Source organism: Pseudomonas fluorescens NCIMB 11764, assembly GCF_000293885.2.
In the GTDB taxonomy this organism is placed as follows: Bacteria; Pseudomonadota; Gammaproteobacteria; order Pseudomonadales; family Pseudomonadaceae; genus Aquipseudomonas; species Aquipseudomonas fluorescens_B.
Genome location: NZ_CP010945.1, coordinates 1,061,762 through 1,088,083, shown reverse-complemented (window position 1 = coordinate 1,088,083; position 26,322 = coordinate 1,061,762). Strand labels below are relative to the sequence as shown.

Below are 26,322 nucleotides of genomic sequence, written 5' to 3'. Positions count from 1 at the left end.
AAAGATTTTCATCAGTTTGGGGTGTCTGGCGGTTTGGCTAGTCGCAGATCGCCAACTAGCTGACGAGAACGTTCAGGGTCACTGGTGCATCCACGAGTTGCACCGCGCCATTGGCGATTTTTTCTTACCTAAAACGTAGTGACACTCCGGTGGCAGTTCGCGCCTGGATACGTCGAGATATTCCGGAGTACCCATGAATAACAAAGTACCAATTCGCAGTTGGGAAATCACCCTCGGTAGTAATCAGTTAATTCTTGCAGTTTCAACCTGGCTTCTATTGTTTAGTAACTGGCCATTTTGGCGAGCTGTCTGGCAAGGCGTGGGAGGCCTACAGGACGGAAACACCATATTCGTGCTTAGCCTGCCTTGGTTCGTGTTGATTTGGCTATACGTATTGCTCAGCGTGATGGCCTGGGGACGCTTGATAAAACCTGTGTTAGCTATCGTGCTGCTGGTTGCGGCAGCAACGAGTTACTTTATGAATAGCTATGGCATAGTAATTGATTACAGCATGCTAACGAATGTGATGCAGACGGACAGGTCCGAGGCCACGGACCTGCTGAACTGGGAACTACTGCTGTGGATGCTGGGCTTTGGTGTTATACCGGGGTTGATTATTACCCGAGTCCGTTTGATCCAACGATCGTGGTCCCGCGCACTTGCTCATCGATTGATGGGTGTGGCGGTAGCGCTCACCTGCTTGGCGGTCATCGTATTTACGCTTTATCAATCCTATGCATCGCTGATGCGTAACCATCGCGAACTCCGATTGATGTTGGTTCCGTCGAATGTGGTTTCGGCAATCCATGGGTATACGCGTCGCCAGCTAGCAGTTCCCACCGAATTAAAAACCATTGGTGCTGATGCCCGCCGTGAAGAAGCTACTGCTGGTGTACGCAAACCACGGCTAACGGTACTTATGGTGGGTGAAACCGCTAGGTCCGCTAACTTCTCCCTCAATGGCTATACCCGGGATACCAATCCGGAATTGGCCAGGCGTGGCGTCTTAAGTTTTACCAATGTCAGCTCATGTGGAACAGCTACGGCCGTTTCCTTACCCTGCATGTTCCTGGATGTGGGTAAAGAAGGCTACAAAGACGGTATGGCGCTGCGTAGAGAAGGACTATTAGACGTTTTGCAGCGGGCCGGAGTATCGGTCCTTTGGAGAGACAATAACTCGGGTTGCAAAGGCATTTGCGACCGAGTACCAAATGAAAAATTGAACAATCAAAAAACGCTGGGATTATGTAGAGCCGACGAGTGTTACGACGAAGTCTTATTGCAAGATTTACAAGCCTACTTGGATAAACAGCAGCGGGACTCAATCGTGGTGCTACACATGAAAGGCAGTCACGGCCCATCCTACTCGAAACGCTATCCACCAGCGTTCGAACGATTCGGGCCCGTTTGCAATAATAACCAACTCGAACGTTGTACGCGCGAAAGCATTGTCAGTGCCTATGATAACAGTCTCAGTTATACGGACTACGTACTTGGGCAAACGATCGACCTGCTAAAGCGTAACGCTGAACGTTTTGATACGGCGATGCTTTATGTCTCTGATCACGGTGAGTCCCTCGGCGAGAATGGGCTTTACTTGCATGGACTTCCTTATGCCATGGCTCCCAGCGAGCAGACTAGTATCCCCATGGTACTCTGGATCTCCAAAGATATGCAGTCGCGTCAAAACCTAGATCCTCAATGCCTGAAGGAACAACGCGGAGTATCACTGTCCCATGATAACTTATTCCATTCTATATTGGGGTTGATGGGTATTCAAACTACATCATATCGCCCCGAGCTTGATCTGTTCAGTACCTGTCAGTCCAAAGCGTCAACACCGTTAAAGCTCGCGCAGACATTTGAGCGTCAATCAATGAAAACACCGAAATAAGTGGAGCTGCGCGAGAAAGATCTAAAATGACCCTATAGTATGAGCATACTTTGATTAGAAGCCATGCAACTACTAATCGTTGCATGGCGCCACTTCTAACTCTTCCTAAAAATCAGCATCCGGGTGAGCTTTTTTTAAGACTATTTAGTCGGCCACATCAAGCATCAAAAAAGCTGCAAAATTCTGCCGAGCTATTTTCTCAATACATTCACCTTGCACGTATAGATAAAATGTATAACTCAGGTGTTTAATTACAGTTTGGTTCGTTAGTGAATGTGCGTGAAACATCGACCGCCCCCAAGACCCCCAAAGTTTTGCGACCAATCAATACGGGGTAGTTCATGTCGCCTCGATCCCTCAGTGAAAACTCTTCCTTATAAATTTTATCACCTATGCACATCGTCATCATGACTACTGGACGATGTTCAGCGCCACCGGCGCCTCGAACCTTTACATTTCTTTCGACGCGTCGCTCGAAGAGTGCGTTACTCACCTTCTTAGTTTTTGTGTCTTTTACTTTAACGTTGAAACGAACCCATTCCTCTCCATTTTTACGGAATCGTTCTAAGTCTTTCGCATCCATCGAGGATGTAAGAGCACCTGTATCTAACTTTACTTTCACAGCAATATTTTCTGGCAAAAGTATTCCTTCCTCAATCCACCCGTATACCCTTTCTGGATTAGCAGGTGTTGAAAAAGCTGGCTGCGCAACAAAAGCCAAAAACAAAGCCAGCCCAGAATAACTTAAAATATTTCTGACCATTTTAATCGACCCTTTTGATCTGTATCGCGACGTATAAACGTTCATCCAGCTTAAATAAATACCACGACTCAGTTAGTGGACCATACCCTCATGATCGTCAGCCAGTTGATCGTGAAAATCAGATCCTTCCATTTGGACGGTAGTATGGCTGATGTGGAACTTATCACTCATAAGGCTGGTTACTTCAGCCAAGATAGCTTGCTCGCTGCGGGAAGCCGAGTCAGCGACAAGATGGACGCTCATAACACTTTTACCACTGGTCAAAGCCCAGATATGCAAATCGTGGATATTCTTGACCCCCTCAATGCCATAAAGCGTTGCCTCTACCTTTTCAATATCGATGCCCTCTGGAACCCCTTGCAGCAATATGTTCATGCTTTCCTTGAGCAATGACCAAGTCCTGGGCAGCACCCAGAACCCGATGCCAGCCGCGACAAGTGAATCAACCCAAGTCCAGCCGGTGAAACGGATCAAAAGAGCTGCGATGATGACGCCAATAGACCCCACCATATCGCTCCAGACCTCTAAATAAGCGCCCTTCACATTGAGGCTTTCCCCACTGGCAGCACTCAGTAGGCGCATTGAAACAAGGTTGACGATGAGCCCGAACACCGCAATGACCAACATGCCAGTCGACTGGATTTCCGCCGGGACTTTAAGTCGCAGATACGCTTCATAAACGATGTATATAGCGACTAAAAACAGCAAGACCGCATTGAAGGTGGCTGCAAGTATTTCAAATCGTGCGTACCCGAAGGTCCGCTTCCTATCCGCAGAGCGCTTGGCTATATGAATAGCGACCAAGGATATCGCCAAAGCCGCAACGTCCGTCAGCATGTGGGCCGCGTCGGATAATAAGGCCAGGCTGCCGGTGACAAAAGCTCCAATGACCTCCGCGACCATAAAGCTTGTCGTCAGGGTGAGTGCGATCCACAGCAACTTTTCGTGACCGGCGCGTACTTGGCCGTGACTGTGTCCTGAACTCATAACCTTTTCCTCAAACGCCGCTTGCTGAAACTCCAACCACCCAGGTAGCACCCTTGCTACGAGTCGATTGCAGGATATAAAGACCAGCTAATACCCAAAACGGTTCCATCTCATGAAACACCCTATTTCAGAATTGGTGCTGGTTCGAGGTATATCCCGATCAAAGCGCGAAATCGCAGCCTTAATCGAACATCTCCTGCAAAAATGATTTTTTGCGGTACGACTGTTGCCCCTGATGCCCACTCTGGTTTTGATGCCCACTCTGGTTTTGATGTCCACCATGACTTTGATGGCCGCTCTGATGACTGCTCTGATGGCCACCTTCTCTCCAACCGCCACCGTGACTTCCTCGCTGATCTCCATGAGCTTGGCTATCTCCATGCTGGCTGTAACCGGGTTGTACTGCTGGAGGAGCATTCTGTACGGGTGGAATTGGGTTCTGTGGAAGAAACCTAACGGCCTCCTGTTGTTGGCTGCGCTCGATGATCTTGTCGAGTTCACCTCGGTCGAGCCAAACGCCACGGCATTGAGGGCAATAATCAATTTCGATGCTTTGGCGCTCAGTCATTACGAGGGCAGTATCTTTGCAGATCGGACATTGCATGATTTGATTTCCTTGTGTGGGCATGTAATTGAAGACGAAGTCGCAGCTTTCGTATCACCGACGCAGTAGCCGCAGTCCGTTGAATACGACCAGCAGGCTCGCTCCCATATCGGCGAAAACAGCCATCCACAACGTAGCGTGGCCGGACAATGCAAGCGCCAAAAATACAACTTTGATACCCAAGGCCAGTCCGATGTTTTGCTTCAAAACAGAGGCACATCGACGACTCAGGCTAATAAAATCAGCAATCTTGCGTGGGTCGTCATCCATGATGGCGACATCAGCCGTTTCAAGGGCTGTGGCAGTCCCTGCGGCCCCCATCGCAAAACCAATGTCGGCTTGCGCCAATGCTGGAGCATCGTTCACACCATCGCCCACCATGCCAACAGTACCAAAGCGGCGTTTGAGTTCCGCGACGGCGACTTGTTTATCCTCCGGCATCAAGTTTCCGCGTGCATCCTGTATACCGAGCTGCGCGGCGATGGACTTGGCCGTTGCAGGATTGTCGCCCGTGAGCATCACCGGTACGACATTCAATGCTTTCAGAGCAGTTACGGCTGCAATGCTTTCAGGTCTTACTGTGTCCGCCACAGCAAAAATCGCCACCGGACCTCTGGCGGCGCAAAGCACGATTACTGTTTTTCCTGCGTTTTCGAGCAACGACAATCGGGCTTCAAGCGCAGGCGAACACAGACCTAACTCCTCAACCAAGCGGTGGTTGCCCAAGTGCCATAATTGACCATCAATAACGCCTTTGACACCACGACCGTTGAGTACACCGAAGTCCTCAACCGAAAAGGGAGCGACGTCTGGTTGCTGTAATTTCCAGCCGTTGACCAACGCCTTTGCCACTGGGTGCGTGCTGTGGTCGTCGAGACTCGCAGCGATCTTCAAAGCCATTTCGATGGGTAGATCACCAAACGGCTCGGTATCAGTCAGTACCGGCTTGCCTTGGGTCAAAGTTCCGGTTTTGTCGAGTGCCACAACTTTAAGAAGTCGCCCGCTTTCGAGGTATGCACCGCCCTTAATCAAAATGCCATGTTTGGCAGCCGCGGCAAGTCCACTGACAACGGTAATTGGCGTTGAAACTACCAAAGCACACGGGCAGGCGATGACTAGGAGGACCAGCGCCTGATAGAGCCAATCGCCCCAGGTACCAGCGAACAGAACGGGGCCTAACGCAGCAACCAACAGGGCAAGAACCACTACAGCCGGGGTGTAATAACGTGCAAACTGATCTACAAACCGTTGAGTAGGGGCTCGTTGAGCTTGCGCGTCTTGTATGGCCGCAGCGATACGAGCAAGAGTGCTTTCTCCTGCTACGGCCGTCACAGTCGCTTCAACCACTCCGTCGGTAACGATACTGCCTGCGTAAAGCGGGTCACCGACCTGCTTATCAACTGGAAGGCTTTCGCCAGTAATTGGGGCCTGATCAAGCGCAGCGCGACCAGACTCGACGCTGGCATCCAACGGTACTCGCGAACCTGTACGAACCCGAATACGACTACCGAGTAACACACTCGCCACGGGCTGATCTTTCCAGGCACCGTCAATCATTACTTCGGCGGTTTCCGGCGCCAACGCAGTTAGCGACTTGATCGCGTTACGCGCTCGCTCCAAAGAAAGTGCTTCGATAGCTTCAGCAATAGCGAAGAGGAAAACCACCATCGCAGCTTCAGGCCACTTACCAATGACGAGAGCACCAACGACAGCCAGCGACATCAGAAAATAAATGTTCAGAGTAAAGTTCTTAATCGCAATCCAACCCTTTTTTAGGGTAGGCAAGCCAGCGCTAAGAATGGAAAGAGCGGCAACAAAGACCCGTATCAAGGGGGACGCGGCTAACTGGTCGTTGCAATTCGAGCGTGGAGCGTTAGGTAAGGATCCGGCCGCAGACGTTTATTATGATGAGGGACGGAAAAATTTGACACTGTCCAATCTGACTGCCGAACTGGTTGGTGTGATCGAGAAAGAACTGCTGGCCAGGGTCGGCTAAGAATGTTTTCTAATGTGGTAGCTCTCTACCGCGCCATTGGAGCGCCCCCCATTGAGGACGGAGTCATCCGCTATGAGGGGATGCCAACGCCCGACATTATCGGTACGTTGCGAATGTGCGATGGCCTGCCCGCAGCCTATGGCAAGTTCGAGCATTGCTCTGAAGAAGCAGACTCTCTCGATATTGAGTTTCGCTTGCCATCGAACGAGTCTGGCCGTTTCTACGCGAACCTAGGCGAGTTTGTCGCTCGCAATGGCTCATTGGGCAAGGGCCAATTTCCGAGCAACGTGTACATTGTTGAGCTCTGTTGGGCAGATAGTGATGACACCGAACCTCCGACGATTAAGGCGCTCAGGCGCGTATGTCGGTTGATCGAGCTGCTTGCACTGCTAGCGATCGGTGTCGACAAAGACAGCAGCCAAGATGGTTTTAATCTTTTCTTTGCCTTGCCTCCTGATGGGGCTAAGCCGCCGAGAACATTTCTGTTGCCTACTCAGGTTGACGCCAAGGTACTTGACTATGAGCTCAATCACCTGAGCTTGTTGGAAGAAATACTCAATCGAAAAAACGAAAATAAGGCACACCTCTCCGAACGAAAATTAATGATTCGGATGGCGGTGGCTAGCGTCATAGAGAAGTTTGAGAGCGAGCCCAATCTGTTCTTGGTGATCGTGCGGGAGTGGCGGGAGGTCCTCGCCACATACCGCGCGAATCTGCAAACCTACGTCTATAGCTTCTCGTTTGAGCGGGCCCGGCGCGAGGTGGCCCAAGCTGAAATCGACTATGGCACCAAGCTTAGCGGGGTGCTGGGCGACATCGCCGGCAAGATGCTCGCCCTGCCGATATCGCTAGCGGGTTTGGTCGTGCTGGAGAAAACAACCTCAAGATTCGAAGGTTTTATCCTTGTCCTTGGGTTGGCAGTGGTTTCTGTGGTTCTGCTTGCAATCCTTCACAACCAAATGCTGCAAACGGAGCGCCTCCTACACAGCTTCAATGTCATTTTCGATGATTTCAAGGACAAGATAAAAACATATCCCCCTAAACTTCAGGGGCTGCTCAGGATCACCATCGATCAAGTCGACAAGCAAGGCCGAACCCTCACCAGGACCTTTCGGTTGCTGAAGGGGTTGTCCCTGCTTCCAATCGTCGGTGCTTTGCTGCTAGCCGCGATAAAATACTGGGACGATTTCTTATGGCTGTTAAAGGCTATCCTAGCGATGGTGTTTTCGGTACTCAACGTAGCCCCTAATATTCTCAGCCCATGAGGCTTTTTTAACACGTTCTTCGTCTCATCTTACTGCGCTCAAACGACTCATCCATCTGGAGCAGTCCAAGCAGCTGTCAATGATATAGAGGAGATGTATCTTTAATAAAAATCTTGGGTGCTTCATGAGGAGCTCGAGTTGGTCCCTAATGCCTTATCTGACGTATTCAGCCTACTCCGCCAATAAGTTAAATTTCTAATAGTCGAGCTCACGTGTACTGTGGAACACCTTACGCATATGTAATATTCGCGGCAGCTTTCTGAAAGGCATCACTGGTTATCCTCTAGTCAGAAGTAAGTGAACACTAGGAGAAAATCATGAAATCACTAAAAGTTTTTTTTGCCGTTTCCATCTTGACGATGTCTTCTTTGGCCATGGCTGAAGGAGGTGGTGACCGTGTTTATGGTCGAATGATGCAAGAGAACCAGAAGGCGATGGAGCAGTACGCCTTAGAAAACGGAAAGACGACACCTGAAGTCGTCCATTATGAATATGGAATGAACCTCGATGTCCAGAAGGTAATCAGTACCACTCAAGCCAATAAAAGCTGTGGCGTAGCCCCTTCGCGCATGACCTATGAAGATTCGGCGGGCAAGCTTAACACCCTGGAATACAAGGTTATGGGTACTAACTGCCCTCACGGAAGCTAGTTAGCGTTGGCCATAACTGCGCCAAGTTGTTCGGTATGTTTTGAGCCTGCTTACTGTTCGCTGACATAGAAGTAATTTTCAGGTCACGCTGGAGTTATCTATTGTATGAAATTATGTCTGCCGGCACGTAGGAGAAATCCTCACGTGCTGGTGGCTTTTTATAACTATAAAAAATTTCATAAAGAAACTCTGCCAAGCTAAAGCCTGGAGTGTTAAATGAACAATAAAAGCATTTATGGTCTTTCTCTCATTGCCCTTAGCATGAGCATGGCGCAAGTTGCAGTGGCTGTTGAGCAAAGACCTGAAGGATTCATTGAGGGGAGCACCTTTAGTATTCTCAATCGGAATCTCTATCTCAATCGTGATTATCGAAAGGGCCAGTCAAGCCCCACGGGAAATGGGTACTCAGCCGAATGGGCTCATGGCATCATTGGCCGGTTCGAATCAGGCTTTACTCAAGGTACCGTAGGCTTCGGCATTGACGCGTTTGCAATGGAAGGCCTCAAGCTCGATTCAGGTGATGGTCGCTCGGGAGCTCGTAGCTCAGTCGATGTCTTGCCGCACAATAGCAAAGGCCAACCTGAAGACTCCTACTCAAAAGTAGGCGGGGCCGCAAAAGTGCGTTTCCTGGATACAGTCGTCAAGGTAGGGGACGTATTTCCATCGACGCCTGTCGTGGCCTATGGCGATTCTCGACTCCTCCCTGAGAGTTTTCGTGGTGCAACGTTTACCAATACCAGCATCAAAGACCTGACCCTTCAGGGTGGTCGACTGCATGCGATGAGCCAACCCAATTCCAGTGGCATGCGTGACGGCTTTTCGACTTTCTACGCTGGTGCGGTAGATGCTCCGTGGATCGCTTATCTAGGGGGCGATTACACAGTCAATGAGCACGTAGGTGTGAGTCTTTACACCAGCCAATTCAAGGATGTGTGGAACCAGTATTACGCAGGCACCACATTGAGCTATCCGCTCTCAGACAGCGTATCGCTAATCGGTGGCTTTAATTACTACCGAGCGGTTGATGAGGGTAAAAAACTTCTGGGAAGCTTCGATAACAACATCTGGAGCGGCAAGACCGGGGTCAAATTCGGAGCGCACACCGTGACCGTTGGGTACCAGCGCAATAATGGTAACGACGACTTTGACTACCTTCGCCAATCCGACTCAATTTTCTTGGATAACTCTATTCAGTACAGCGATTTCAACTCACCGAAAGAGGAATCCTTGCAGCTGCGCTACGATCTAGATATGCAGGCTTTCGGCATCCCCGGTCTCAGCTTCATGACCCGCTACGCTAAGGGTTGGGATGCGGACTATTCCAACGCGAACAGCGTGTACATGCGTCGTGGAGCGGATGGCGCCCCACTGCAGGATCAAAAGCGTTGGGAACGAGACATCGAGGCTAAGTACGTCATCCAGTCAGGTTCTCTGAAGGACATGTCTCTACGTGTTCGCCAGGCAACGACACGAGCCACGGATTTCGAATCTGATTTGGACGAGGTCCGACTGATTGTCGAATACCCGCTGCAACTCCTTTAACGGGCGCTAGCCATCGGCATTAGGCCCCATTACCAGATACACCCCCGTCTCTTTGTTTCTCCTTTGGTTTTGGAGACGGCTTAGGCGCCCGAGTGGCGCCTTTTTTTGTGTATTGATATAACTGTTGGTATGTTCCGGCCATTATTCCAGATCTGATGCTGCCCCTCATGGGCTCTCGCACAATCAATTGCAGAAACAGGTTCTGCACGAGCAGGTGGTGTTGCTAACTGTGGCGTCTGAGGACGGCCGCGCGTGCCAGATGATCGGCGGTTTGAGGTCTAGGCTTAAGGTAAAGGATTTGCCGGGTTAGCCTGCACTTTGGCTTTATCGAGGAGCGTGACGTAGCCGCAGCCTTGAGTCTCTGACACATGAAAGAGCTGGATTTCTGCACGATGCATTCCACCTACTTCTTTAGCCGCGTGACGGTTATCCCGATCAAGCGTATGGGGATGGCTCGTTGGCGAGAAAGCTTGTTCACTTTTTTACTGAAGAACGTCAACAGCAACCTCAAATACTTTAATTTGCCGCTGAACCGACTGATCGAACTGGGTACGCAGGTTGCGATATAGAAACAAACAAGGCCGCAAATGCGGCCTTGTTTTATTCAGGGTGTTACTCGTGTGAGTGTCCGTGCTCAGCGCTCTCGGATGTTGTTCCTTTCTCACCGCCACCGCATGCGGTCATCAGGCCAAGAAAGCAGATCAGGAGCATCGAACGAATCAGCGTTGCTGGGGTTTTCATGGAATGACTTTTCAAAAAATGGATGAGATAAATGGTCTTTATCTAGGCTGAGCGCTGCATTTTCGGCAATAGAACAGCCATCGCGGCTTCGGATTACTGTTTGATGCTCAAGTAATCGCCGGCCGTTCTCAGTGAGATGGTCACGTCGCTGTTGCTGCGATTACGCCAAAACCAACCATGGGTGCCGTCAAAAATAGCGATGAATTCACCTTTATCACTTTTGACCTGCTTGCCCTTGTTGTAGCTGTGGAAGTAACCCTTTTCACCGTTGTAGGGCTCGCCATGGGTGTCGTAGTTCACAGGCCCACCAACCGTTGTCCATTCATAGTTGACGGTTCTGTTTTTCAGCACTTCCAGCTTGATTTCTTTCCCTTCACCAGGCTTCAGCGTGATGGTTAGTTGATCTTTTTTCAGGGCTAGATTGGACTTCGCCACAGGTTGAACCGCAGATTGCACTTCGGGTTTAACTGCTGCAATTTGCGGAGCCGGCTCCGGAGCCGATGCTTGCGGCGGATCTGCGTCCGCTAAAGCCTCTTGGGCAAGGATGATCTTCAATTCGCCCATCTGGGTAAGGCCCAGTGTTCGGCCTACACCTGTCGGATCAATGGCGTATTCCGAGGGCATTACGACTGTTACCAGAAGTCCCGCAGCAACCAATATTGCAAGAACAGTCGAACGTAGCAGTTTGCGAGTGCTGGGCAATTCATTAACAGTGGGAAGCGGAGTATTGAACATGGTCAGAATTCCTTACGCGGAGACAAACAGGCCGGTGATCTGGTAACCCATCAGCAGGAAACCGGCACTCATCATGGCAACGTTGGCGGTATAGGCGTGACGCCAGAAACTGCCGGTGCGCCGCCAATACCCCATCAAAATGAGAATCGCGCTAAGGGCCAGCAATTGGCCGATCTCGACGCCGACGTTGAAGGCGATCAAGTTCGGAATCAGGCCATCAGGCGAGATTTCGTACTCCTGGATCTTAGTGGCCAGCCCGAATCCATGGAGCAGGCCGAAGATCAGCGTGGCCACCTTGGTGTTGGGTTGGAAACCGAACCAGCGCTGGAATGCATCCAGGTTATCAAGCGCCTTGTACACCACCGAGAAGCCGATGATGGCGTCGATGATGTACGAGCTGATGCTGACCTCTGTAAGTACGCCAAGCAGCAGCGTGACCGAGTGCCCTACAGCGAACAGCGTGACGTAGAGCCCCACGTCTTTCAGGCGATAGAGGAAGAAGATCACCCCGAACAGAAACAGCAGGTGGTCGTAGCCCGTCATCATGTGCTTGGCGCCCATGTAGATGAAGGGCAGCAACATGACGCCGGAACTTTCTTGGATGAAGCCCTTGTCACCTTCCGCGACGGCGTGAGCCATCGCCTCGGGCATCCCGACGAAAAGTGTAGCGACAAGTAAAAACAACAGCAGTAGCGGGCGGTGCGATGGCGCAGTGAATGCGACAACGCCGCTCATCGAGTGCGAATGCATAGATCAATCCTACGTTGCAGGGATCAAAGGCCGCAGAGCGGCCATGGTCAGGATGCGAACGGGGGACGGGGTGGACGCTCGATCAAGAAAATCGGCGGACGAGGAACGGAATATCGGCGCGCATCAACTCGTATAGACAGCTTCGGCTGTGCAGCCAAACTTAACGCGGACGTGAGCTGAGGTGTTTCGTGCTGATGGTCAGGGGTCAACGGTGAGTGGTAGTGATCCGAGTAGCTCGCACGCGACATCTCTGCCTGCTGCTCATGGGAGTGATGGGCGTCTTGTGCAATCTCCCAGGCTGGCTGTTTCGATGTCACCGACAACGTATAGGTATGCCCTGCCCAAGCCACAAACATGGCGAGAGCAAGTGCGATTACCACCGTCATTGTCAGTGTTCTGCTGAACATAGTGTTCGGGTTTCAACTCGTTTTGTGGGGCTTTGATGCGTTTGACCGCATCCCCCTAGGGGGGATAGGATGCCAGCGTAATTCATTGAGGCCTGAGGCTCAAGTCATGAGTGAGCAAGAACACGAACACAGCCATGCGCATACCCACCAAAGTCATGAAGCAATCATCAAGCGGCTCAAGCGGGCGGACGGCCATTTACGCGGCATCATCACGATGATCGAAGAGGGTCGTGAGTGCGTGGACATTGCTCAGCAGTTACATGCTGTTGAAAAAGCGGTGTGCCAAGCCAAGCGCACGCTCATTCAGGATCACATCGATCACTGCCTGGAAGACACTGTTTCGGCGTTGGGCAATGGCGAGCGTGCACCGCTAGAAGCTTTCAAACAAATCACCAAGTACCTCTAGGTCTGACATGCCCAACTTCGCTGAACTCTTGCAACAGGGTGGCTCTCACGCCTGGCTATACTTTCCGAGTGCCATTCTGCTCGGAGCCTTGCACGGCCTGGAACCTGGCCACTCAAAAACCATGATGGCGGCCTTTATCGTGGCCATTCGTGGCTCGGTAAAACAGGCTGTATTGTTGGGCCTGGCCGCGACGCTGTCGCATACCGCTGTAGTGTGGTTGGTCGCCATTGGCGGCATGTATCTGGGCAAAGGCTTGGACGCTCAAACCACGGAGCCGTATTTCCAACTCGCGTCTGCTGCCCTGATCATTGTGATTGCGCTGTGGATGCTGTGGCGTACCTGGCGTGGCGAGCAGATGTTCAAGTTCGAGCAAGGTGATGATCACCACCACGACGAGCATGACCATGGTCATCATGATGAGACCCACCGAATTGATACTGGCCATGGCCGTGTTGAGCTGTCGATCTTCGAAGAAGGCGTGCCACCGCACTGGCGCCTGAAGACATTGACCGGACACGCCTGGGCAGCCTCAGATGTTCGCCTGATGACTACTCGTCTGGACGGCAGCACTCAATCGTTCTCTTTCGTCGAGCGCGAAGACTTCCTGGAGTCGGCACTCGATATCCCTGAACCGCATGAATTCAGTGCCCGCTTGAGCTTGGGCCATGCCGGTCATTCCCATGATTATGACCTGGAATACCTAGAGCATGATCACGGGCACGCGCATTCCGAACTGGAAGGCCTGGAGTTGTCGATTGATGGCTATCAGGATGCGCATGAGCGCGCCCATGCCAACGATATCCGCAAGCGCTTTACCAACCGTGAGGTCACCACGGGACAGATCATCATGTTCGGGTTGACGGGGGGGCTCATTCCTTGCCCTGCGGCCATCACCGTTTTGCTGCTCTGCCTTCAGGTCAAAGAAGTCGCCTTGGGTGGCGTGCTCGTCCTGTGCTTCAGCATTGGTCTGGCGCTCACATTGGTAACCGTCGGTGCAGCCGCCGCTATTGGCGCCAAGCAGGCCTCCAATCGCTGGCCTTGGATGGGCACCGTTGCGCGTCGTGCACCGTACCTGTCCAGCGTGTTGATCATCGGTGTTGGTCTGTACGTCGGCTTTCATGGCTGGATCGGCCTGAACGCATGAGGCGATGTCCGAGTGTTTGAACTCACCAGCTACGTTGGTCTGTTCCTGGCGGCATTCGGTGCCGCAACGTTACTGCCCATGCAGTCTGAAGCCGTGTTGGTCGGGATGTTGCTTTCCGACCAATACGTTGCTTCAACGCTTTTGGCGGTCGCAACTTTCGGCAACGTTCTTGGCTCTGTACTTAACTGGGTACTGGGCCGTTCTGTTGAACGATTCCGTCATAAGGGCTGGTTCCCAGTGAGCGAGAGCAAGTTAGAAAAAGCCCAGCAGTCCTATCTGCGCTACGGGCGCTGTTCACTGTTGCTGAGCTGGGTGCCCATCATTGGCGATCCGCTGACGGTAGTCGCCGGAGTCCTGCGCGAACCACTCTGGAGTTTCCTTCTGATCGTCACCCTGGCCAAGGGCGTGCGTTATCTCGTGCTGACCGCCGTCACACTGGGGTGGGCATGACGACGGCTCATACTACCCCGCTCCCCCCACTCAAGAGCCGAAGCAGTAGCCTGGATCTGATCAAGTGGCTGGCGATGCTCACAATGGTCATCGACCACTTACGATTGGTGTGGCCGGAAATGAGCAACCTGTTCATTCCGGGGAGACTTTCCTTTCCGCTGTTCTGTGTCGCCATTGCGGCCAACGTAGCGCGCTCCAAACCGGGCGAATTGCTGACGGTGGCGAATGGTCGATACCTTGCGCTGATGCTGTTGTTTGCCGCCATTTCAGAAGTGCCTTATCGCTACATCAGCACCTCGGGATCATTCAATGTGTTGGTTACCCTGGCATTGGGGCTGGTGATTGCCTGGGGGTGGCAACATCGCACTCTGTTAAGCAGCGCTATGGCGTTGATGGCCGCCGCAGTTGCCTACGGGCTGGATGATCCTCTGATGTACGGCTTCTACGGTGCACTTGTTCCAGCGGCTGGCTTAGTAGCAATAAAGAACCCCGGCGTTCTTTGGTTGCTGCCAGCGGCTCTATGCCTGTTGAGCAATACCCGCAGTAGCATCGTAACCAGGGCGTTGGACTTGGAAATCTATTCAATGCTGGCTTTGAGCACCGCATTCGCGGCCCCGTTGATCGGACTTTGGCTTCTGCGTCAGACCTTCTCCTTCAAGATCTGGCCGGTTGGGCAATGGGGCTACTGGTTCTATCCGGGGCACCTTGCCGCTCTGCAAGCCCTACGGCTCCTAGTCTGAATGTCCGACAACTAGCCTTAGCAAATCTTAGGAACTTACAATCATTTGTTGGGCCATCGGCGATGTTGATCATCGATCACGTATGGATGTTCGTGATCCGCACCTTCCTGGCCGTCGACGTGCGTGTGATCGCCCGGCAGATTCTCATGGGTGTGCTTGATAGAGTCTTGGTCATGAGCTGGACGCCAGATCACGATGCTGACCACCAGCGCACTACCTGCCACGACAGCGAGCCCAACAAACGACGCAGTGAGGCTGATGTTCGCACCCAACCATCCCGCCAATGGGTAGGTAATCAACCAGCAAGCATGGGATAGCGCAAATTGGGCGGCAAACAACGCTGGGCGATCTTCGGCATGTGCCGAGCGACGCAACAGTCGACCGCTCGGGGTTTGAGCCAAGGAGTAGCCCACCCCAAGCACCACCCACAGCGGTAGCAGGAAGTTATAGGTGGTTAGGTTGATGCCAACTGCTAAGCCTGCGAGCAATACTCCTCCACCAAACAACATGGCCGTTCGGTCTTTGATATTTTTCAACAGTCGAGGCAAGACCAGGGCCGCCACCATGGAACCGCCACCAAACGCGGCCAGCGCCAATGCCGTAGAACTCTGCGGCAGAGCGAAGCGCGACTGCACCAGCACCACCGTATTGACGATGACCATAGCACTGGCGGCCGCAACCGTAAGATTGAGAGCCAACAGCCCTCGCAAGCGAGGTGTGGCCAGAAATATGCGCATGCCACGGGTGGTTCGTTCGTAGATGCTGCGTCGTGGTATCTGCTTCGCCTTAGGCAGCAGCACTGTGGCGACTAGGGCCGCTGAGGCAAGGAACCCAATGACCGTGCCGGCGAACAGGCTATGGAAGCTGATCACCGTCAACAGTGCAGCGGCAAGCATCGGGCTCGCGACACTTTCAAGATCATAGGCCAGACGTGATAGCGACAAGGCACGGGTGTAGTCGTCTTCATCCACCAGTATGTCTGGAATGGTCGCCTGGAACGTCGGAGTGAACGCTGCCGAAGCGGACTGAAGGACGAAAATCAGCACGTAGATTTGCCAGACTTCCGTCACAAACGGAAGAGCCAGTGCGACCAGTGCTCGCACCAGATCCAGAGAGACCAGCATTGCCCGACGGGGTAAACGCTCTGCAAAAGCGGCTGCGATTGGCGCAACGCCAATGTAGGCCGTCATTTTGATCGCCAACGCCGTACCGAGCACAGCGCCCGCATTGGCACCTGCAAGGTCGAACGCTAATAGGCCTAATGCAACAGTGGCAAGACCCGTCCCAATGAGCGCAATCACTTGAGCCAAGAAGAGGTGACGGTAGGTACGGTTGGCTAGGATTTTCAGCATGAAATATCTCAAATAGCGAAGTGCGTAACCATGTGGTTACCGAACTTTCCACGAAGAGACGCAATCAGCTGGTTTCGTCTCTGTTGATTGCTGCATCCTCCCAGGGGGGATGTGGTTCGATCCTAAACCATTGACCTAGGCAGCTCAAGAGATAGGCGCTACGCCATCTATCGAATTATTGAAGTGCCGGGCCGCCCATACGGCTTGTATTGGTACTGCGCGGCGAGGCGACGTGCTGAATGTTTCGAATGCAGCATTCAAATGCTGCAACGCTGCTGGTCGGATGGATTCCCTCCCTGGGTTGTATGGCCAATTGGAACGTGTGATTATATTGTTCTAATAGGTAGGGGGGGTATGGTATGAGTCACATGAGATCAAGCAAAGACAATCTTCTTAAGCGCGTAAAGCGAATCGCTGGGCAAGTCCAGGCGATTGAGCGAGCACTCGACTCTGATGATGACTGCTCGAAAACTCTGCTTTTGGTCGCTTCTACCCGTGGCGCTATCAATGGGCTGATGGATGAAATTATCGAAGACCACGCTCGTGAACACGTCGCGAATCCGACACTCAGCAACGACGAAAGAGCGAAAGGTGTCGACGAGCTGCTCGAAGCCATTCGCCGCTATTCCAAATAGGATTTGCCCAGATGAGTAATTCGTACGCCGAGTATTCCCACGACCATATGTTCCTTGGGAAATCACATGAAGAAAACGCCAAGCGAACCTTGTGGGTGGTGGCCCTGACCGTCGTAATGATGGTTGCTGAAATCACCGCAGGTTATCTCACTGGCTCAATGGCGTTGCTTGCTGATGGTTTTCACATGGCAACGCATGCAGGAGCACTGGGCATAGCCGCAGCTGCTTACGCTTACGCGAAAAGACATGCCTCAAGTGCTCGCTACAGTTTTGGAACTGGCAAGGTGGGAGACTTGGGTGGCTTCGCTTCTGCTCTGATTTTGGGACTGGTTTCCTTGGGAATTGCTGGAGAGTCGCTGTTTCGTCTCTTTCAACCGACTCAAGTGCAATTCGGGACAGCGACTCTAATCGCAATTGTCGGACTAGCAGTGAATGTGGTGAGCGCGCTTTTGCTGTCTGGCGGTCATGATCATCACCATGGGCATGACCACGGCCACGATGAGTCTCACCATGCGCATGGTCACGACAATAATTTGCGCTCTGCATACGTTCACGTCATTGCAGATGCACTGACTTCGGTTCTGGCCATCGCAGCCCTTCTTGCTGGTCGATACCTTGGTTGGGTATGGCTCGACCCTGCAATGGGGATTGTGGGTGCCGTTGTGATTGCACGCTGGGCTTGGTCGTTGATGAGGGTGACTTCGGGTGTATTGCTCGACCAGACAGATGATCATGTCGCTGAAGAGATTCGTGAACTGGTTGAGCGACCGGGAGATGCTTCGATCATTGATCTTCATGTCTGGCAGGTGGGGCCGCAAGCCCGCGCCGCGATTGTGAGTGTTCTGGGCAGCCCAGCAGTCAATGCAGAAAACATACGAGAGCGGCTTGCGACGGTTCATGAGATCACTCATCTGACAGTTGAGTTCCGCACGAAGTTGGGTGCTGACTCACCTGATCAGATCGCTGTTCTGGCTTAGCAATGAACCCGCAGCACGCATAAGTTCGACGAGGAATTGAACAATGGCCAAGGACATCGAAAATCCCTGTATTTCTGTTTGCCAGCTGAACAGCGAACTGTGCGTTAGCTGCGGTCGCACCAAGGAAGACATCAGAAAATGGAAACGAATGAAGCGTCCAGAAAAAATGGCCGCTGTACAACGCGCGACCCTGCGTCTGAAGAGCCTTCAAAAAAAGAACTCTTAAGCCACCGTCATTTACGTTTTCTACTGTTTCAGCCGAGACAGATGTCCTGATTCAGGAAGGCAAGCTGAGGGGGGCAACGCCATCTCCGAACTTAACACTATCGCGATCAGCTGCGCAGTGCTTGTCAGCATGCTGAGGATAGGGTCATCTCAAATTGTTATTGAGGACTGCGGTTCGGGGTTGTCTGATTAGGCACAAGCATGCCTTTACGACGGCTGTTGATCGTCTTTAGCCATGGCTTGAGAATGAAATCGAAGGAGCATGTCCCGCTGCATGGTCATGAACGCTGACCATGCTGTGACGGGAGGGATGGGGTGGGATTAGTTTTGAGGGTACTCAGCAATGACCTGATCTGTGCCAGCTTTGGTCAGGCCGATTATCTGGTAGGCCTCATGCACTCCGTCGACTTCCATTCCTGGAGAACCAGGTGGCATGCCGGGAGCAGCGATCCCGAGAAGGTCGTCGCGTTTACTCATCGCAATTATTTGCTCAGCTGGCACGTGGCCTTCAACAAACTTCCCGTTGATCATCGCGGTGTGACAAGACGAGAGTCGTGGAGCGACACCCAGATCTTGTTTGAGAGCACTCATGTTGGTTTCTTCATGATCGATGACGGTGAAGCCATTGGCCTCAAGATGCTGAATCCATTTTTTGCAACATCCGCAGTTTGCATCACGATGCACATCGATGGTGAGGGCCTGCGCCGCTTGAGCCGTTGAGCCAATGAACAGCGCGGCGAATGTTGCGATACGCAGAGATCGACTTGAAAGTCGGAAGCTACCTGTCATGAATATTTCCTTTTCCCTTGGAGACGGCGAGATGTTCTACGAAGCAATAGAACCCCACTCAAGCGTTCATGCCGCTGCAAAGGTTACATTGAAGGATCTACTCTAGAGTCGGGGAGCTAACTCCCCGATCATTAGAATTCGTAGGGCTAGTGATCAAATCGCTTAGAACCACATCCGAATACCAGCTACAAATCGGGCCTCGTTTGTTTTTTCCCCATCATCGCTGGCCAGGTCAGCCGTCTTACCGTATGAGCGATTCCAGCTAACACCAATGTAGGGGGCGAATTGACGAGTAATTTCGTAGCGCAACCGCAGGCCTAGTTCGGTGTTGGCCAATCCAGATCCTATGCCGCGCTGAGGATCATTTTTTCCGTACAAGTTTACTTCGGCGGTCGGCTGCAAGATCAGGCGATTGGTCAACAGGATGTCGTAATCGCCTTCAAATCGAGCAGCGGTTTGACCGTTCTCACCAATATAAGCAGTCGCTTCAGCTTCAAAGTTATAGAGGGCCATGCCCTGAATACCGAGCGCTCCCCAGGTTTGAGGTGACCCGGGTTTGAAATCTTGTCGAATACCGGTGACGACATCCCACCATGGACCGATGGCGTGTCCCCACAGAGCCTGAAGTTCAGCGTTTTCGGTTACGCCATTTGTACGTTCGCCTTCCGAACGCAACCAGAGGCGGTCGACGTCACCGCCGATCCACCCTTTTGCATCCCAAGCCAGCGCACTGCCGTTGTCAGCGTCTTGGTACTCAAATTTATCCAGGAGGATGAACGAGTTAATTTTTTTATCGTGCACACCATGGCCTGGTACGTCTGGAAAAGCGGCGGCCCGGTCAGCGTCGGTAAGTACGGGGATCGGGGTTCGGCTTGTGGTAGTCGCCCCTCCATCCATGCTTTCCATACCGTCCATTTGCCCGTTATCCATGCTCATCTTGCTGTGATCCATCGCCCCCATCTTGCTATGGTCCATGGCTCCCATTGAGCCGTGGTCCATCTTGGAGTGATCCATCGCGGCATCTTTCGCTTTGGCTGGTTTGGATTTTTGTGCAATTGATGGCTTTGCGTCCGCACTTGATGGCATCGCCATCGACGGATCCATCTCTTCAGCGGCTTGAGCCATAAAAAAGAATGCTGGACCGGTGGAGACTGCAAGTGCCATCAGCGTTGGGCGTAAAAACTTACTGGTCATGATCTCAATCTGCCTTTTTGGTTTTTTGGTCATGATCCATCGACTCATGGCTCATCTTGCTATGGTCCATTGACCCGTGATCTAGCTTCGAATCGTTTGCCGCTGCTGGCTTGTCCGTTGCTGTAGCAGGAACAGTGGTTGAATGATCGCTGCCATTTTCCTCTGCCAGCACCGTGGACGAGAGTCCACTCAGCAGGACAGCGGCAAAGAGGCAATCCACGAGGGAATTACGATTTAGGTATGTGCTCACAGATCGTCTCCTTTACTCATCAACCCGTACTTCACGGAACATGCCCATTTCCATATGGAAAAGCAGGTGGCAGTGATATGCCCAGCGGCCTAAGGCATCAGCGGTGACTCGATAGCTGCGTTTGGTACCTGGTGGCATATCAATCGTGTGCTTGCGCACCATGAACTTGCCGTTCTCATCCTCGAGGTCACTCCACATGCCGTGAAGGTGGATGGGGTGGGTCATCATGGTGTCGTTCACCAAGGTGATGCGCAGACGCTCGCCATACTTCAGGCGCAGTGGTTCGGCGTCAGAGAATTTGATGCCGTTGAACGACCACGAAAACTTCTCCATGTGACCGGTCAGGTGAAGCTCGATGGTGCGATTTGGCTCGCGGCCGTCAGGATCTTGGAAAGTGCTTTTCAAGTCGGAGTAAGTGAGCACTCGACGACCATTGTTCCGCAAGCCTATGCCAGGATCGTTCAGCTTTGGCGTTGGACTCATGGCTTGCATGTCAACCAAGGGATTGTTGGTTTCAGAGGCTGGGTGAGTCTGCATTCCTCCACCCATACCTCCCATGCCAGCCATCCCTGACATATCACCACTGCCCATTCCTGCCATCTTGCTGTGGTCCATGCCAGCCATGTTGGACATGTCGCCTTTGTCCATGCCAGCCATCTTGCTGTGATCCATACCAGCCATGTTAGTCATGTCACCGCTGTCCATGCCGGTCATCCCGGTCATGTCACCTTGGTTCATCCCTGCCATCTTGCTGTGGTCCATGCCGGCCATGTCGCCGCCGCCCATTCCACCCGAGCTGCCATGGTCCATACCAGCCATACCGCCCATCCCCATGTCATCCATAGTTACTATAGGACGTGGGTCAATTGCAGGTATCGGTGCCTTTAGGCCGTCACGCACTGCAAGTGTTCCGCTAGCGTAACCTGTGCGATCCATAGACTGAGCGAAGATGGTGTACGCCTCATCAGTAGCAGTCTCCACAATAACGTCATATGTTTCAGCTACCGCAATACGAAACTCGTCGACGCTCACCGGCTTGACATGTTGACCGTCTGCGGCAACCACGGTCATCTTCAACCCAGGAATGCGGACGTCGAAATAGCTCATGGCCGAGCCGTTGATAAAGCGCAGACGGAGTTTCTCGCCCGGTTTGAAAATACCAGTCCAGTTACCGTTGGGTGCCTGGCCATTCATGAGATAGGTATAGGTATCCGCGCTGACATCGCCGAGGTCAGTAGGACTCATGTTCATCTCAGCCCACATCTTTCGATCTGCTACCGTCGAAGACCAACCTTTGCTGCTGACATCGTCTATGAAGTCTCCGACGGTGCGCTTGTGATGGTTGTAATAGCCCGATTGTTTCTTGAGTTTCGCCATAACGTGGCTGGGATCTTCGTCGGTCCAGTCAGTCAACATCACCACGTAGTCGCGATCGTATTGAAACGGTTCAGGTTCTTTCGAATCGATGACGATTGGACCGTAAACGCCTGCCTGCTCCTGCAAACCCGAGTGGCTGTGATACCAGTAGGTTCCGTTCTGATGAAGCTTGAATTTGTATTCGTACATGCCATCGGGTGCGATGCCATGGAAGCTCAAGCCAGGCACACCGTCCATGTTGGCGGGTAAGATGATCCCGTGCCAATGGATTGATGTGTCTTGGTCTAGACGGTTTTTTACACGCAGAGTGACGGTCTCACCCTCACGCCAACGCAGCAACGGTCCGGGCAATGATCCGTTGATGGTCATAGCTGTGCGAGGCGAGCCTGTGATGTTTACAGGGCTTTCACCAATAAACAGATCAAATTCGTTACCGGAGAGTACGCTCGGCATACCAGGACTTGTCACCGCCCATACAGGAGTGCGCCAAAGGCCAAGGCCGCCGAGAATGCCACCAGCGGCCAAGCCTTTCACGAATGTCCGCCTAGAGGTTTTGGAGTGCATGCCGTTATGTCCAATCAGTCAAAAGGGAAGCCGCGCGAAACAACAAATGAATTGTCTGGATGAGACTCACTCACCGTTACAAAAGACGAACTCAAACGGTAAGCGAGCTCAGAAATTGCCACATTTAAACCACCACAGTGATTACATTTCTGTCAGCTTGTGAGCGTAGCTCAAATATTTAGCAATTTTTGTGGTCCATCGCCCTGGCTTTGCTTTCCGCGACAGGAGGCTGGGAATTTTTCGTTTGGGCTACTTGGTACGATTCCATCGAGTTACTCCTGGCCGCTTCCATACGTTCGAAAGTGCGGTCACCTCCGCCTTCAGCCATAGCAAAAGAAGATACGGTCAGAGCAGCGATGACGAACAAGGTTTTGATAGGGTTCATTTGGGTTTCCTCTGATAGATGGTAGCCCCTGAATCCACAACAAAGTTGTTGATGCTCAGGGAAGAGCTTAAGGCTCAATAGGACTATAAGACTGATTCCCTGTCAGGCAGCTTAGGCCAATATTACAGTTGTGTCAGGTTCCGATATTTCTCTTGAGCTGCGATGTACTTAATCCGTATGGTCTATCCATTGTCGGAATTCGCTGAAATCAAGCTCCTAAAATTTAGCCGTTCGGTGTTCTGTGCTTTCGGTCACTTTCACAGGGCTTGACGTTTTTTGAATTTGCACCGGAGTTATAAGCCGACTCAGACGCGCCACATTCAACACATAAGTGTTTGATATAGGTGAAAATGGGAAATAGTAGCGTGACGGAAGGTGGCCGCTTGTGAGCATTAATTTTGAAAAAGCGCTTGGCTCCGCAGAAAGAGCGTTAGTTTATCGCAGCCAAAGAGCTGAGGTACTTAGCAATAATATCGCTAACGCTGATACTCCTAACTTTAAGGCTAGAGATTTGGAGTTTTCTGCTGTGCTCGCCAGCCAGACAAAACGAGGCTTGGATTCTCCGTTCTCTTTGAAAACAACAAACCTAAAACATATTGCCGCAAACGAATTAGCAAGTGATGGTCAAGGTGATGGTTTGCTTTACAGCACGCCTTACCAACCGTCACTTGATCAAAATACTGTGGATGCACAGCTTGAAGTGGCAAAGTTTACTGATAACGAAATTCATTTTGAAAGCGCTTTTAATAGATTAAACGGAGCATTTAAGGGGCTGCTTAAAGCTCTGCGAGGTGATTAGTAAAATTTACCCAACAATGAAATCAGCGCCTTAAGCGCTGATTTGCGATGGGAAACCGAGTGATTCGACAGCTTTACGAACTTGCTCTGGGTTTTCGCTACTTTCAACTTTTACCTTACCTGCCGCGCGATCCACGGAAACTTTAGCCTCGCTGTCCAACGACTGAATCGCTTTAGTGATTTTGCTGACGCAGCTACCGCAACCAATGCCTGATACGTTTAAGACGAACATGGTTATTCCTCTTGTGCTGAGCGGTCTCTTTTCACCGCGATTACAGCATCAACGTTGACACCGCGGTAAGGTCAAGAGTTATGTTTTGTGGGGTGCGAGCAACGGTTGCGCTCAAGCTATATGGGTATTCCTCAGTCTCAAAGCATTGAAAACTACTGACGCAGAACTGACGCTCATGGCTAACGCAGCGATCATTGGCGACAGAAGGTGCCCCGTCAGCGGATAGAGTAGGCCTGCGGCCAAGGGAATACCCATTGAGTTGTAAAGGAAGGCGAAACCCAAGTTTTGCCGCATGTTTTTTACTGTCGCAACCGAAAGTGCCCGTGCCCGTAAAATCCCCATCAGGTCGCCTTTTACCAGCGTGAGCTGAGCGCTATTCATCGCGACATCAGTCCCTGTACCCATGGCAATGCCCACATCTGCACGCGCCAAGGCCGGTGCGTCGTTGATACCGTCGCCGGCCATGGCAACCTTTCGACCGTATCGCTGGAGGTCCGCCACCAGGCGCTCTTTGTCCTGAGGTTTGACTTCTCCATGAACCTCTTCAATACCCATCTCCTTGGCGACAGCACGTGCGGTGGTGAGCCCGTCTCCGGTGGCCATGATGATTTTTACGTTATCAGCTTTAAGCTTGGTGACTGCTTCTTTGGAGGTCGGTTTTATCGGATCTGAGACCGCCAGTAATCCTGCCAGAACCCCGTCAACTGCTAGATAGATTATGCTGATGCCTTCAAGGCGCAACAACTCTGCACGGTACTGTAAGACCTTGGTGCTTACACCGGCAGCGTCCATCAGCGCTGTGTTGCCCAGCTGTACTTTCTTGCCATCAACAAGGCCACTGACTCCAATCCCAGACCCGGACTCAAACGATTCAGGCTTGGTGAGCGCGATATTTTCAGTTCGGGCGTGATCGACGATGGCGTGCGCCAAAGGATGTTCGCTGCCTTGATCAAGGCTAGCGGCCAGTTGAAGAACATCGTGTGGGTTAAAATCTGGTGTGGCCTCCACACTGTGAAATTCCGGCCGTCCCTCTGTCAGGGTCCCCGTTTTATCGACAATCAGCGTGTCGATCTTGCAAAGGTTTTCAATAGCACTGGCGTCCCTGAACAGCACTCCCATACTGGCCGCTTTACCGGTCGAAACCATGATCGACATGGGCGTTGCAAGACCAAGTGCACAGGGGCAAGCGATGATAAGTACGGCGACAGCATTGATCAGGCCGAAGACCCAGCTGGGTTCCGGGCCGAATAGTCCCCAACCTAAGAATGTCAGCAACGCAATCGCGATAACCCCCATCACAAAGTAGCCGGCGATCGAGTCGGCCATTCTTTGCATTGGCGCTTTGGAGCGTTGGGCTAGAGCGACCATTTGCACTATCTGAGACAGCATGGTGTCGGCGCCGACCTTTTGCGCCTCCATCACCAAGCTCCCGTGAGTATTAAGCGTGGCGCCGATCAAACTATCCCCTGGCCTTTTCATTACCGGCACAGGTTCACCAGTGAGCATGGACTCATCCACCGCACTTTCTCCCTCGAGCACAGAGCCATCAACTGGCACCTTTTCACCAGGTCTGACCCGCAAATGGTCGCCCAAGTGAACATGGGTAAGAGGAATGTCTTCCTCCTGACCATCGGCGTTGATCTTGCGTGCAGTTTTGGGAGATAGGCCTAGAAGGGACTTAATGGCGGCGGAGGTTTGTGACCGTGCTTTTAGCTCAAGAATCTGCCCAAGCAAGGTGAGCGAGATGATGACTGCAGCGGCTTCGAAGTAAACGCCGATGCGTCCATCTTGCATGAAGGTGGTGGGAAAACTTTGGGGAAAGAGGGTTGCTGCGACGCTGTAAAGATAAGCTGCGGAAGTACCCAAACCTATCAGAGTCCACATATTTGGACTGCGATTTCTAACAGATGCTATGCCCCTTACAAAAAAGGGCCACCCTGCCCATAAGGTGACCGGTGTCGCAAGAGCAAACTCGATCCAGTTTTGAACCGAGCCATGGAAGAGTTGTAATGAATGGCCCGCCATGGCTAGAACGGTCACTATCACGGTTAAAGGCAGAGACCACCAAAAGCGGCGCGCGAAATCACGGAGCTCGGTTTTGTCATCGTCATCTAGCGCCGGAATGACAGGTTCTAATGTCATGCCACATTTTGGGCAATTGCCGGGCCCTGGCTGTTTTATTTCCGGGTGCATCGGGCAGGTAAATTCAGTGGCTACTTGGACCGCGGGCTCTGTAGCCGCGATGCTGGGTTCAGTGCTGGGATGAATACCACTGTAGTGCTCTGGAGCTGCCCGAAATTTCTCTTGGCATTTTTGGCTGCAAAACTGATAAATCTGTCCCTGATAAGACTCGCCAAATTTACTTGGAGGCGTAATCGTCATGCCGCACACCGGGTCACGTAGATCAGCGTCAGGGGGCGAGGCAGCGTGGGTAGGACCGTGATCGTGGTGGCTCGGTTTATTGGGCATA

27 protein-coding genes and 1 pseudogene are annotated in these 26,322 nt (G+C 52.1%); 14 read left to right on the top strand and 14 right to left on the bottom strand.

Features of this window, described 5'->3' with window-relative positions:
• The first annotated feature begins 193 nt into the window (after positions 1-193).
• Positions 194-1,894 (top strand): phosphoethanolamine transferase, encoded by a 1,701-nt coding sequence (locus tag B723_RS05025; protein ID WP_017341668.1) that lies wholly within the window; start codon positions 194-196, stop codon positions 1,892-1,894.
• Positions 1,895-2,141: 247 nt separating this feature from the next.
• Here B723_RS05025 and B723_RS05020 read toward each other — a convergent pair whose 3' ends face one another.
• From B723_RS05020 to B723_RS05005, 4 genes are all read right to left on the bottom strand, one after another.
• Positions 2,142-2,657 (bottom strand): ATP-dependent zinc protease family protein, encoded by a 516-nt coding sequence (locus B723_RS05020; RefSeq protein ID WP_031319194.1) that lies wholly within the window; start codon positions 2,655-2,657, stop codon positions 2,142-2,144.
• A gap of 72 nt (positions 2,658-2,729) precedes the next feature.
• Positions 2,730-3,644 carry a cation diffusion facilitator family transporter gene (locus B723_RS05015; RefSeq protein ID WP_017341666.1) on the bottom strand — a complete coding sequence of 305 codons (915 nt, stop codon included), beginning with the start codon at positions 3,642-3,644 and terminating at the stop codon, positions 2,730-2,732.
• A 181-nt stretch (positions 3,645-3,825) separates the two neighbouring features.
• On the bottom strand, positions 3,826-4,212 hold the full coding sequence (locus B723_RS33965; RefSeq protein WP_235992763.1) for a zf-TFIIB domain-containing protein: 387 nt from the start codon (positions 4,210-4,212) through the stop codon (positions 3,826-3,828).
• Positions 4,213-4,302: 90 nt separating this feature from the next.
• Entirely contained in the window at positions 4,303-6,078 is a 1,776-nt protein-coding gene (locus tag B723_RS05005; protein WP_017341664.1) for a heavy metal translocating P-type ATPase, read from the bottom strand.
• Here B723_RS05005 and B723_RS32835 point away from each other — a divergent pair.
• From B723_RS32835 to B723_RS31925, 5 genes and pseudogenes are all read left to right on the top strand, one after another.
• Positions 6,047-6,244 carry a hypothetical protein gene (locus B723_RS32835; protein WP_223272654.1) on the top strand — a complete coding sequence of 66 codons (198 nt, stop codon included), beginning with the start codon at positions 6,047-6,049 and terminating at the stop codon, positions 6,242-6,244. The two genes, B723_RS05005 and B723_RS32835, sit on opposite strands and share 32 nt — an antisense overlap.
• A 2-nt stretch (positions 6,245-6,246) precedes the next feature.
• A complete protein-coding gene (locus B723_RS05000) occupies positions 6,247-7,509 on the top strand; it encodes a hypothetical protein (protein ID WP_017341663.1) in 1,263 nt (420 codons plus the stop codon).
• Positions 7,510-7,826: 317 nt separating this feature from the next.
• Positions 7,827-8,159: a DUF2790 domain-containing protein gene (locus B723_RS04995; protein WP_017341662.1), complete on the top strand. Its 333-nt coding sequence runs from the start codon at positions 7,827-7,829 to the stop codon at positions 8,157-8,159.
• 216 nt (positions 8,160-8,375) lie between these two features.
• Positions 8,376-9,701, top strand: coding sequence for an OprD family porin (locus B723_RS04990; RefSeq protein ID WP_017341661.1), 1,326 nt, complete (start codon positions 8,376-8,378; stop codon positions 9,699-9,701).
• Between the two features lie 145 nt (positions 9,702-9,846).
• A pseudogene (locus B723_RS31925) lies at positions 9,847-10,270 on the top strand (KUP/HAK/KT family potassium transporter); the annotation flags it as partial.
• Positions 10,271-10,535: 265 nt separating this feature from the next.
• Here the strand turns inward: B723_RS31925 and B723_RS04980 are convergent.
• Both B723_RS04980 and B723_RS04975 read right to left on the bottom strand, forming a co-directional pair.
• Positions 10,536-11,177: a hypothetical protein gene (locus B723_RS04980; protein WP_031319193.1), complete on the bottom strand. Its 642-nt coding sequence runs from the start codon at positions 11,175-11,177 to the stop codon at positions 10,536-10,538.
• Between the two features lie 12 nt (positions 11,178-11,189).
• Positions 11,190-11,927, bottom strand: a complete 738-nt coding sequence (locus B723_RS04975) for a HupE/UreJ family protein (RefSeq protein ID WP_052909679.1) — start codon at positions 11,925-11,927, stop codon at positions 11,190-11,192.
• Between the two features lie 513 nt (positions 11,928-12,440).
• Between B723_RS04975 and B723_RS04970 the strand changes: the two genes are divergently transcribed.
• From B723_RS04970 to B723_RS04955, 4 genes are read left to right on the top strand one after another with little or no spacing between them, the layout of a single operon-like run.
• The gene (locus B723_RS04970; protein ID WP_017341657.1) at positions 12,441-12,740 is read left to right on the top strand and encodes a metal-sensing transcriptional repressor; all 300 of its coding nucleotides are present in this window, start codon (positions 12,441-12,443) and stop codon (positions 12,738-12,740) included.
• 7 nt (positions 12,741-12,747) lie between these two features.
• Positions 12,748-13,884, top strand: a complete 1,137-nt coding sequence (locus B723_RS04965; protein WP_052909678.1) for a nickel/cobalt efflux protein RcnA — start codon at positions 12,748-12,750, stop codon at positions 13,882-13,884.
• Positions 13,885-13,896: 12 nt separating this feature from the next.
• On the top strand, positions 13,897-14,334 hold the full coding sequence (locus B723_RS04960) for a YqaA family protein (RefSeq protein WP_017341655.1): 438 nt from the start codon (positions 13,897-13,899) through the stop codon (positions 14,332-14,334).
• Positions 14,331-15,074, top strand: coding sequence for a TraX family protein (locus tag B723_RS04955; protein ID WP_017341654.1), 744 nt, complete (start codon positions 14,331-14,333; stop codon positions 15,072-15,074). Before B723_RS04960 ends, B723_RS04955 begins: the two co-directional genes overlap by 4 nt.
• Positions 15,075-15,115: 41 nt before the next feature.
• Here B723_RS04955 and B723_RS04950 read toward each other — a convergent pair whose 3' ends face one another.
• Positions 15,116-16,426 (bottom strand): MFS transporter, encoded by a 1,311-nt coding sequence (locus tag B723_RS04950; RefSeq protein ID WP_017341653.1) that lies wholly within the window; start codon positions 16,424-16,426, stop codon positions 15,116-15,118.
• Positions 16,427-16,785: 359 nt separating this feature from the next.
• On the opposite strand from B723_RS04950, the gene B723_RS04945 reads away from it, so the two are divergent.
• Genes B723_RS04945 through B723_RS04935 form a run of 3 tightly spaced genes read left to right on the top strand, consistent with a single transcriptional unit; the run spans position 16,786 to position 18,264 of the window.
• Positions 16,786-17,061, top strand: coding sequence for a metal/formaldehyde-sensitive transcriptional repressor (locus B723_RS04945; RefSeq protein ID WP_017341652.1), 276 nt, complete (start codon positions 16,786-16,788; stop codon positions 17,059-17,061).
• 11 nt (positions 17,062-17,072) lie between these two features.
• Complete coding sequence (gene dmeF, locus B723_RS04940) at positions 17,073-18,038, top strand: CDF family Co(II)/Ni(II) efflux transporter DmeF (protein ID WP_017341651.1); 966 nt, start codon at positions 17,073-17,075, stop codon at positions 18,036-18,038.
• A 43-nt stretch (positions 18,039-18,081) separates the two neighbouring features.
• Positions 18,082-18,264, top strand: a complete 183-nt coding sequence (locus B723_RS04935; RefSeq protein ID WP_017341650.1) for a DUF1289 domain-containing protein — start codon at positions 18,082-18,084, stop codon at positions 18,262-18,264.
• A 320-nt stretch (positions 18,265-18,584) separates the two neighbouring features.
• Here B723_RS04935 and B723_RS04930 read toward each other — a convergent pair whose 3' ends face one another.
• The 5 genes from B723_RS04930 to B723_RS04915 form a co-directional block, all read right to left on the bottom strand.
• Positions 18,585-19,052, bottom strand: a complete 468-nt coding sequence (locus B723_RS04930) for a DUF411 domain-containing protein (RefSeq protein ID WP_017341649.1) — start codon at positions 19,050-19,052, stop codon at positions 18,585-18,587.
• Between the two features lie 162 nt (positions 19,053-19,214).
• Positions 19,215-20,279: a copper resistance protein B gene (locus B723_RS04925; RefSeq protein ID WP_017341648.1), complete on the bottom strand. Its 1,065-nt coding sequence runs from the start codon at positions 20,277-20,279 to the stop codon at positions 19,215-19,217.
• On the bottom strand, positions 20,251-20,496 hold the full coding sequence (locus B723_RS32830; RefSeq protein WP_130205476.1) for a hypothetical protein: 246 nt from the start codon (positions 20,494-20,496) through the stop codon (positions 20,251-20,253). The genes B723_RS04925 and B723_RS32830 overlap by 29 nt, the downstream gene beginning before the upstream one ends.
• 12 nt (positions 20,497-20,508) lie before the next feature.
• The gene (locus B723_RS04920; protein ID WP_017341646.1) at positions 20,509-22,437 is read right to left on the bottom strand and encodes a copper resistance system multicopper oxidase; all 1,929 of its coding nucleotides are present in this window, start codon (positions 22,435-22,437) and stop codon (positions 20,509-20,511) included.
• A 178-nt stretch (positions 22,438-22,615) separates the two neighbouring features.
• Entirely contained in the window at positions 22,616-22,822 is a 207-nt protein-coding gene (locus B723_RS04915) for a co-regulatory protein PtrA N-terminal domain-containing protein (RefSeq protein ID WP_017341645.1), read from the bottom strand.
• Between the two features lie 385 nt (positions 22,823-23,207).
• Between B723_RS04915 and flgB the strand changes: the two genes are divergently transcribed.
• The gene (gene flgB / locus B723_RS31915) at positions 23,208-23,621 is read left to right on the top strand and encodes a flagellar basal body rod protein FlgB (RefSeq protein WP_017341644.1); all 414 of its coding nucleotides are present in this window, start codon (positions 23,208-23,210) and stop codon (positions 23,619-23,621) included.
• Positions 23,622-23,651: 30 nt separating this feature from the next.
• Here the strand turns inward: flgB and B723_RS31910 are convergent, their stop codons facing one another.
• Together B723_RS31910 and B723_RS04910 are read right to left on the bottom strand one after the other, a co-directional pair.
• Positions 23,652-23,852: a heavy-metal-associated domain-containing protein gene (locus tag B723_RS31910; RefSeq protein ID WP_017341643.1), complete on the bottom strand. Its 201-nt coding sequence runs from the start codon at positions 23,850-23,852 to the stop codon at positions 23,652-23,654.
• A gap of 111 nt (positions 23,853-23,963) precedes the next feature.
• Positions 23,964-26,321, bottom strand: coding sequence for a heavy metal translocating P-type ATPase (locus B723_RS04910; protein ID WP_080995098.1), 2,358 nt, complete (start codon positions 26,319-26,321; stop codon positions 23,964-23,966).
• Between the last annotated feature and the right edge of the window lies 1 nt (position 26,322).

Bases quoted from the DNA above. Each gene is read 5' to 3' on its own strand.
- B723_RS32835 (WP_223272654.1), top strand. From the start codon at position 6,047: ATGGAAAGAGCGGCAACAAAGACCCGTATCAAGGGGGACGCGGCTAAC.
- B723_RS04965 (WP_052909678.1), top strand. From the start codon at position 12,748: ATGCCCAACTTCGCTGAACTCTTGCAACAGGGTGGCTCTCACGCCTGG.
- B723_RS04975 (WP_052909679.1), bottom strand. From the start codon at position 11,927: ATGCATTCGCACTCGATGAGCGGCGTTGTCGCATTCACTGCGCCATCG.
- B723_RS04990 (WP_017341661.1), top strand. From the start codon at position 8,376: ATGAACAATAAAAGCATTTATGGTCTTTCTCTCATTGCCCTTAGCATG.
- B723_RS04970 (WP_017341657.1), top strand. From the start codon at position 12,441: ATGAGTGAGCAAGAACACGAACACAGCCATGCGCATACCCACCAAAGT.
- B723_RS04925 (WP_017341648.1), bottom strand. From the start codon at position 20,279: ATGACCAAAAAACCAAAAAGGCAGATTGAGATCATGACCAGTAAGTTT.
- B723_RS04950 (WP_017341653.1), bottom strand. From the start codon at position 16,426: ATGCTGAAAATCCTAGCCAACCGTACCTACCGTCACCTCTTCTTGGCT.
- B723_RS04945 (WP_017341652.1), top strand. From the start codon at position 16,786: ATGAGTCACATGAGATCAAGCAAAGACAATCTTCTTAAGCGCGTAAAG.
- B723_RS04930 (WP_017341649.1), bottom strand. From the start codon at position 19,052: ATGACAGGTAGCTTCCGACTTTCAAGTCGATCTCTGCGTATCGCAACA.
- B723_RS04980 (WP_031319193.1), bottom strand. From the start codon at position 11,177: ATGTTCAATACTCCGCTTCCCACTGTTAATGAATTGCCCAGCACTCGC.
- B723_RS04955 (WP_017341654.1), top strand. From the start codon at position 14,331: ATGACGACGGCTCATACTACCCCGCTCCCCCCACTCAAGAGCCGAAGC.
- B723_RS04995 (WP_017341662.1), top strand. From the start codon at position 7,827: ATGAAATCACTAAAAGTTTTTTTTGCCGTTTCCATCTTGACGATGTCT.
- B723_RS05000 (WP_017341663.1), top strand. From the start codon at position 6,247: ATGTTTTCTAATGTGGTAGCTCTCTACCGCGCCATTGGAGCGCCCCCC.
- B723_RS04935 (WP_017341650.1), top strand. From the start codon at position 18,082: ATGGCCAAGGACATCGAAAATCCCTGTATTTCTGTTTGCCAGCTGAAC.
- B723_RS31910 (WP_017341643.1), bottom strand. From the start codon at position 23,852: ATGTTCGTCTTAAACGTATCAGGCATTGGTTGCGGTAGCTGCGTCAGC.
- B723_RS33965 (WP_235992763.1), bottom strand. From the start codon at position 4,212: ATGACTGAGCGCCAAAGCATCGAAATTGATTATTGCCCTCAATGCCGT.
- B723_RS04910 (WP_080995098.1), bottom strand. From the start codon at position 26,321: ATGCCCAATAAACCGAGCCACCACGATCACGGTCCTACCCACGCTGCC.
- B723_RS04920 (WP_017341646.1), bottom strand. From the start codon at position 22,437: ATGCACTCCAAAACCTCTAGGCGGACATTCGTGAAAGGCTTGGCCGCT.
- B723_RS05015 (WP_017341666.1), bottom strand. From the start codon at position 3,644: ATGAGTTCAGGACACAGTCACGGCCAAGTACGCGCCGGTCACGAAAAG.
- B723_RS05020 (WP_031319194.1), bottom strand. From the start codon at position 2,657: ATGGTCAGAAATATTTTAAGTTATTCTGGGCTGGCTTTGTTTTTGGCT.
- B723_RS04915 (WP_017341645.1), bottom strand. From the start codon at position 22,822: ATGAACCCTATCAAAACCTTGTTCGTCATCGCTGCTCTGACCGTATCT.
- dmeF (WP_017341651.1), top strand. From the start codon at position 17,073: ATGAGTAATTCGTACGCCGAGTATTCCCACGACCATATGTTCCTTGGG.
- B723_RS05025 (WP_017341668.1), top strand. From the start codon at position 194: ATGAATAACAAAGTACCAATTCGCAGTTGGGAAATCACCCTCGGTAGT.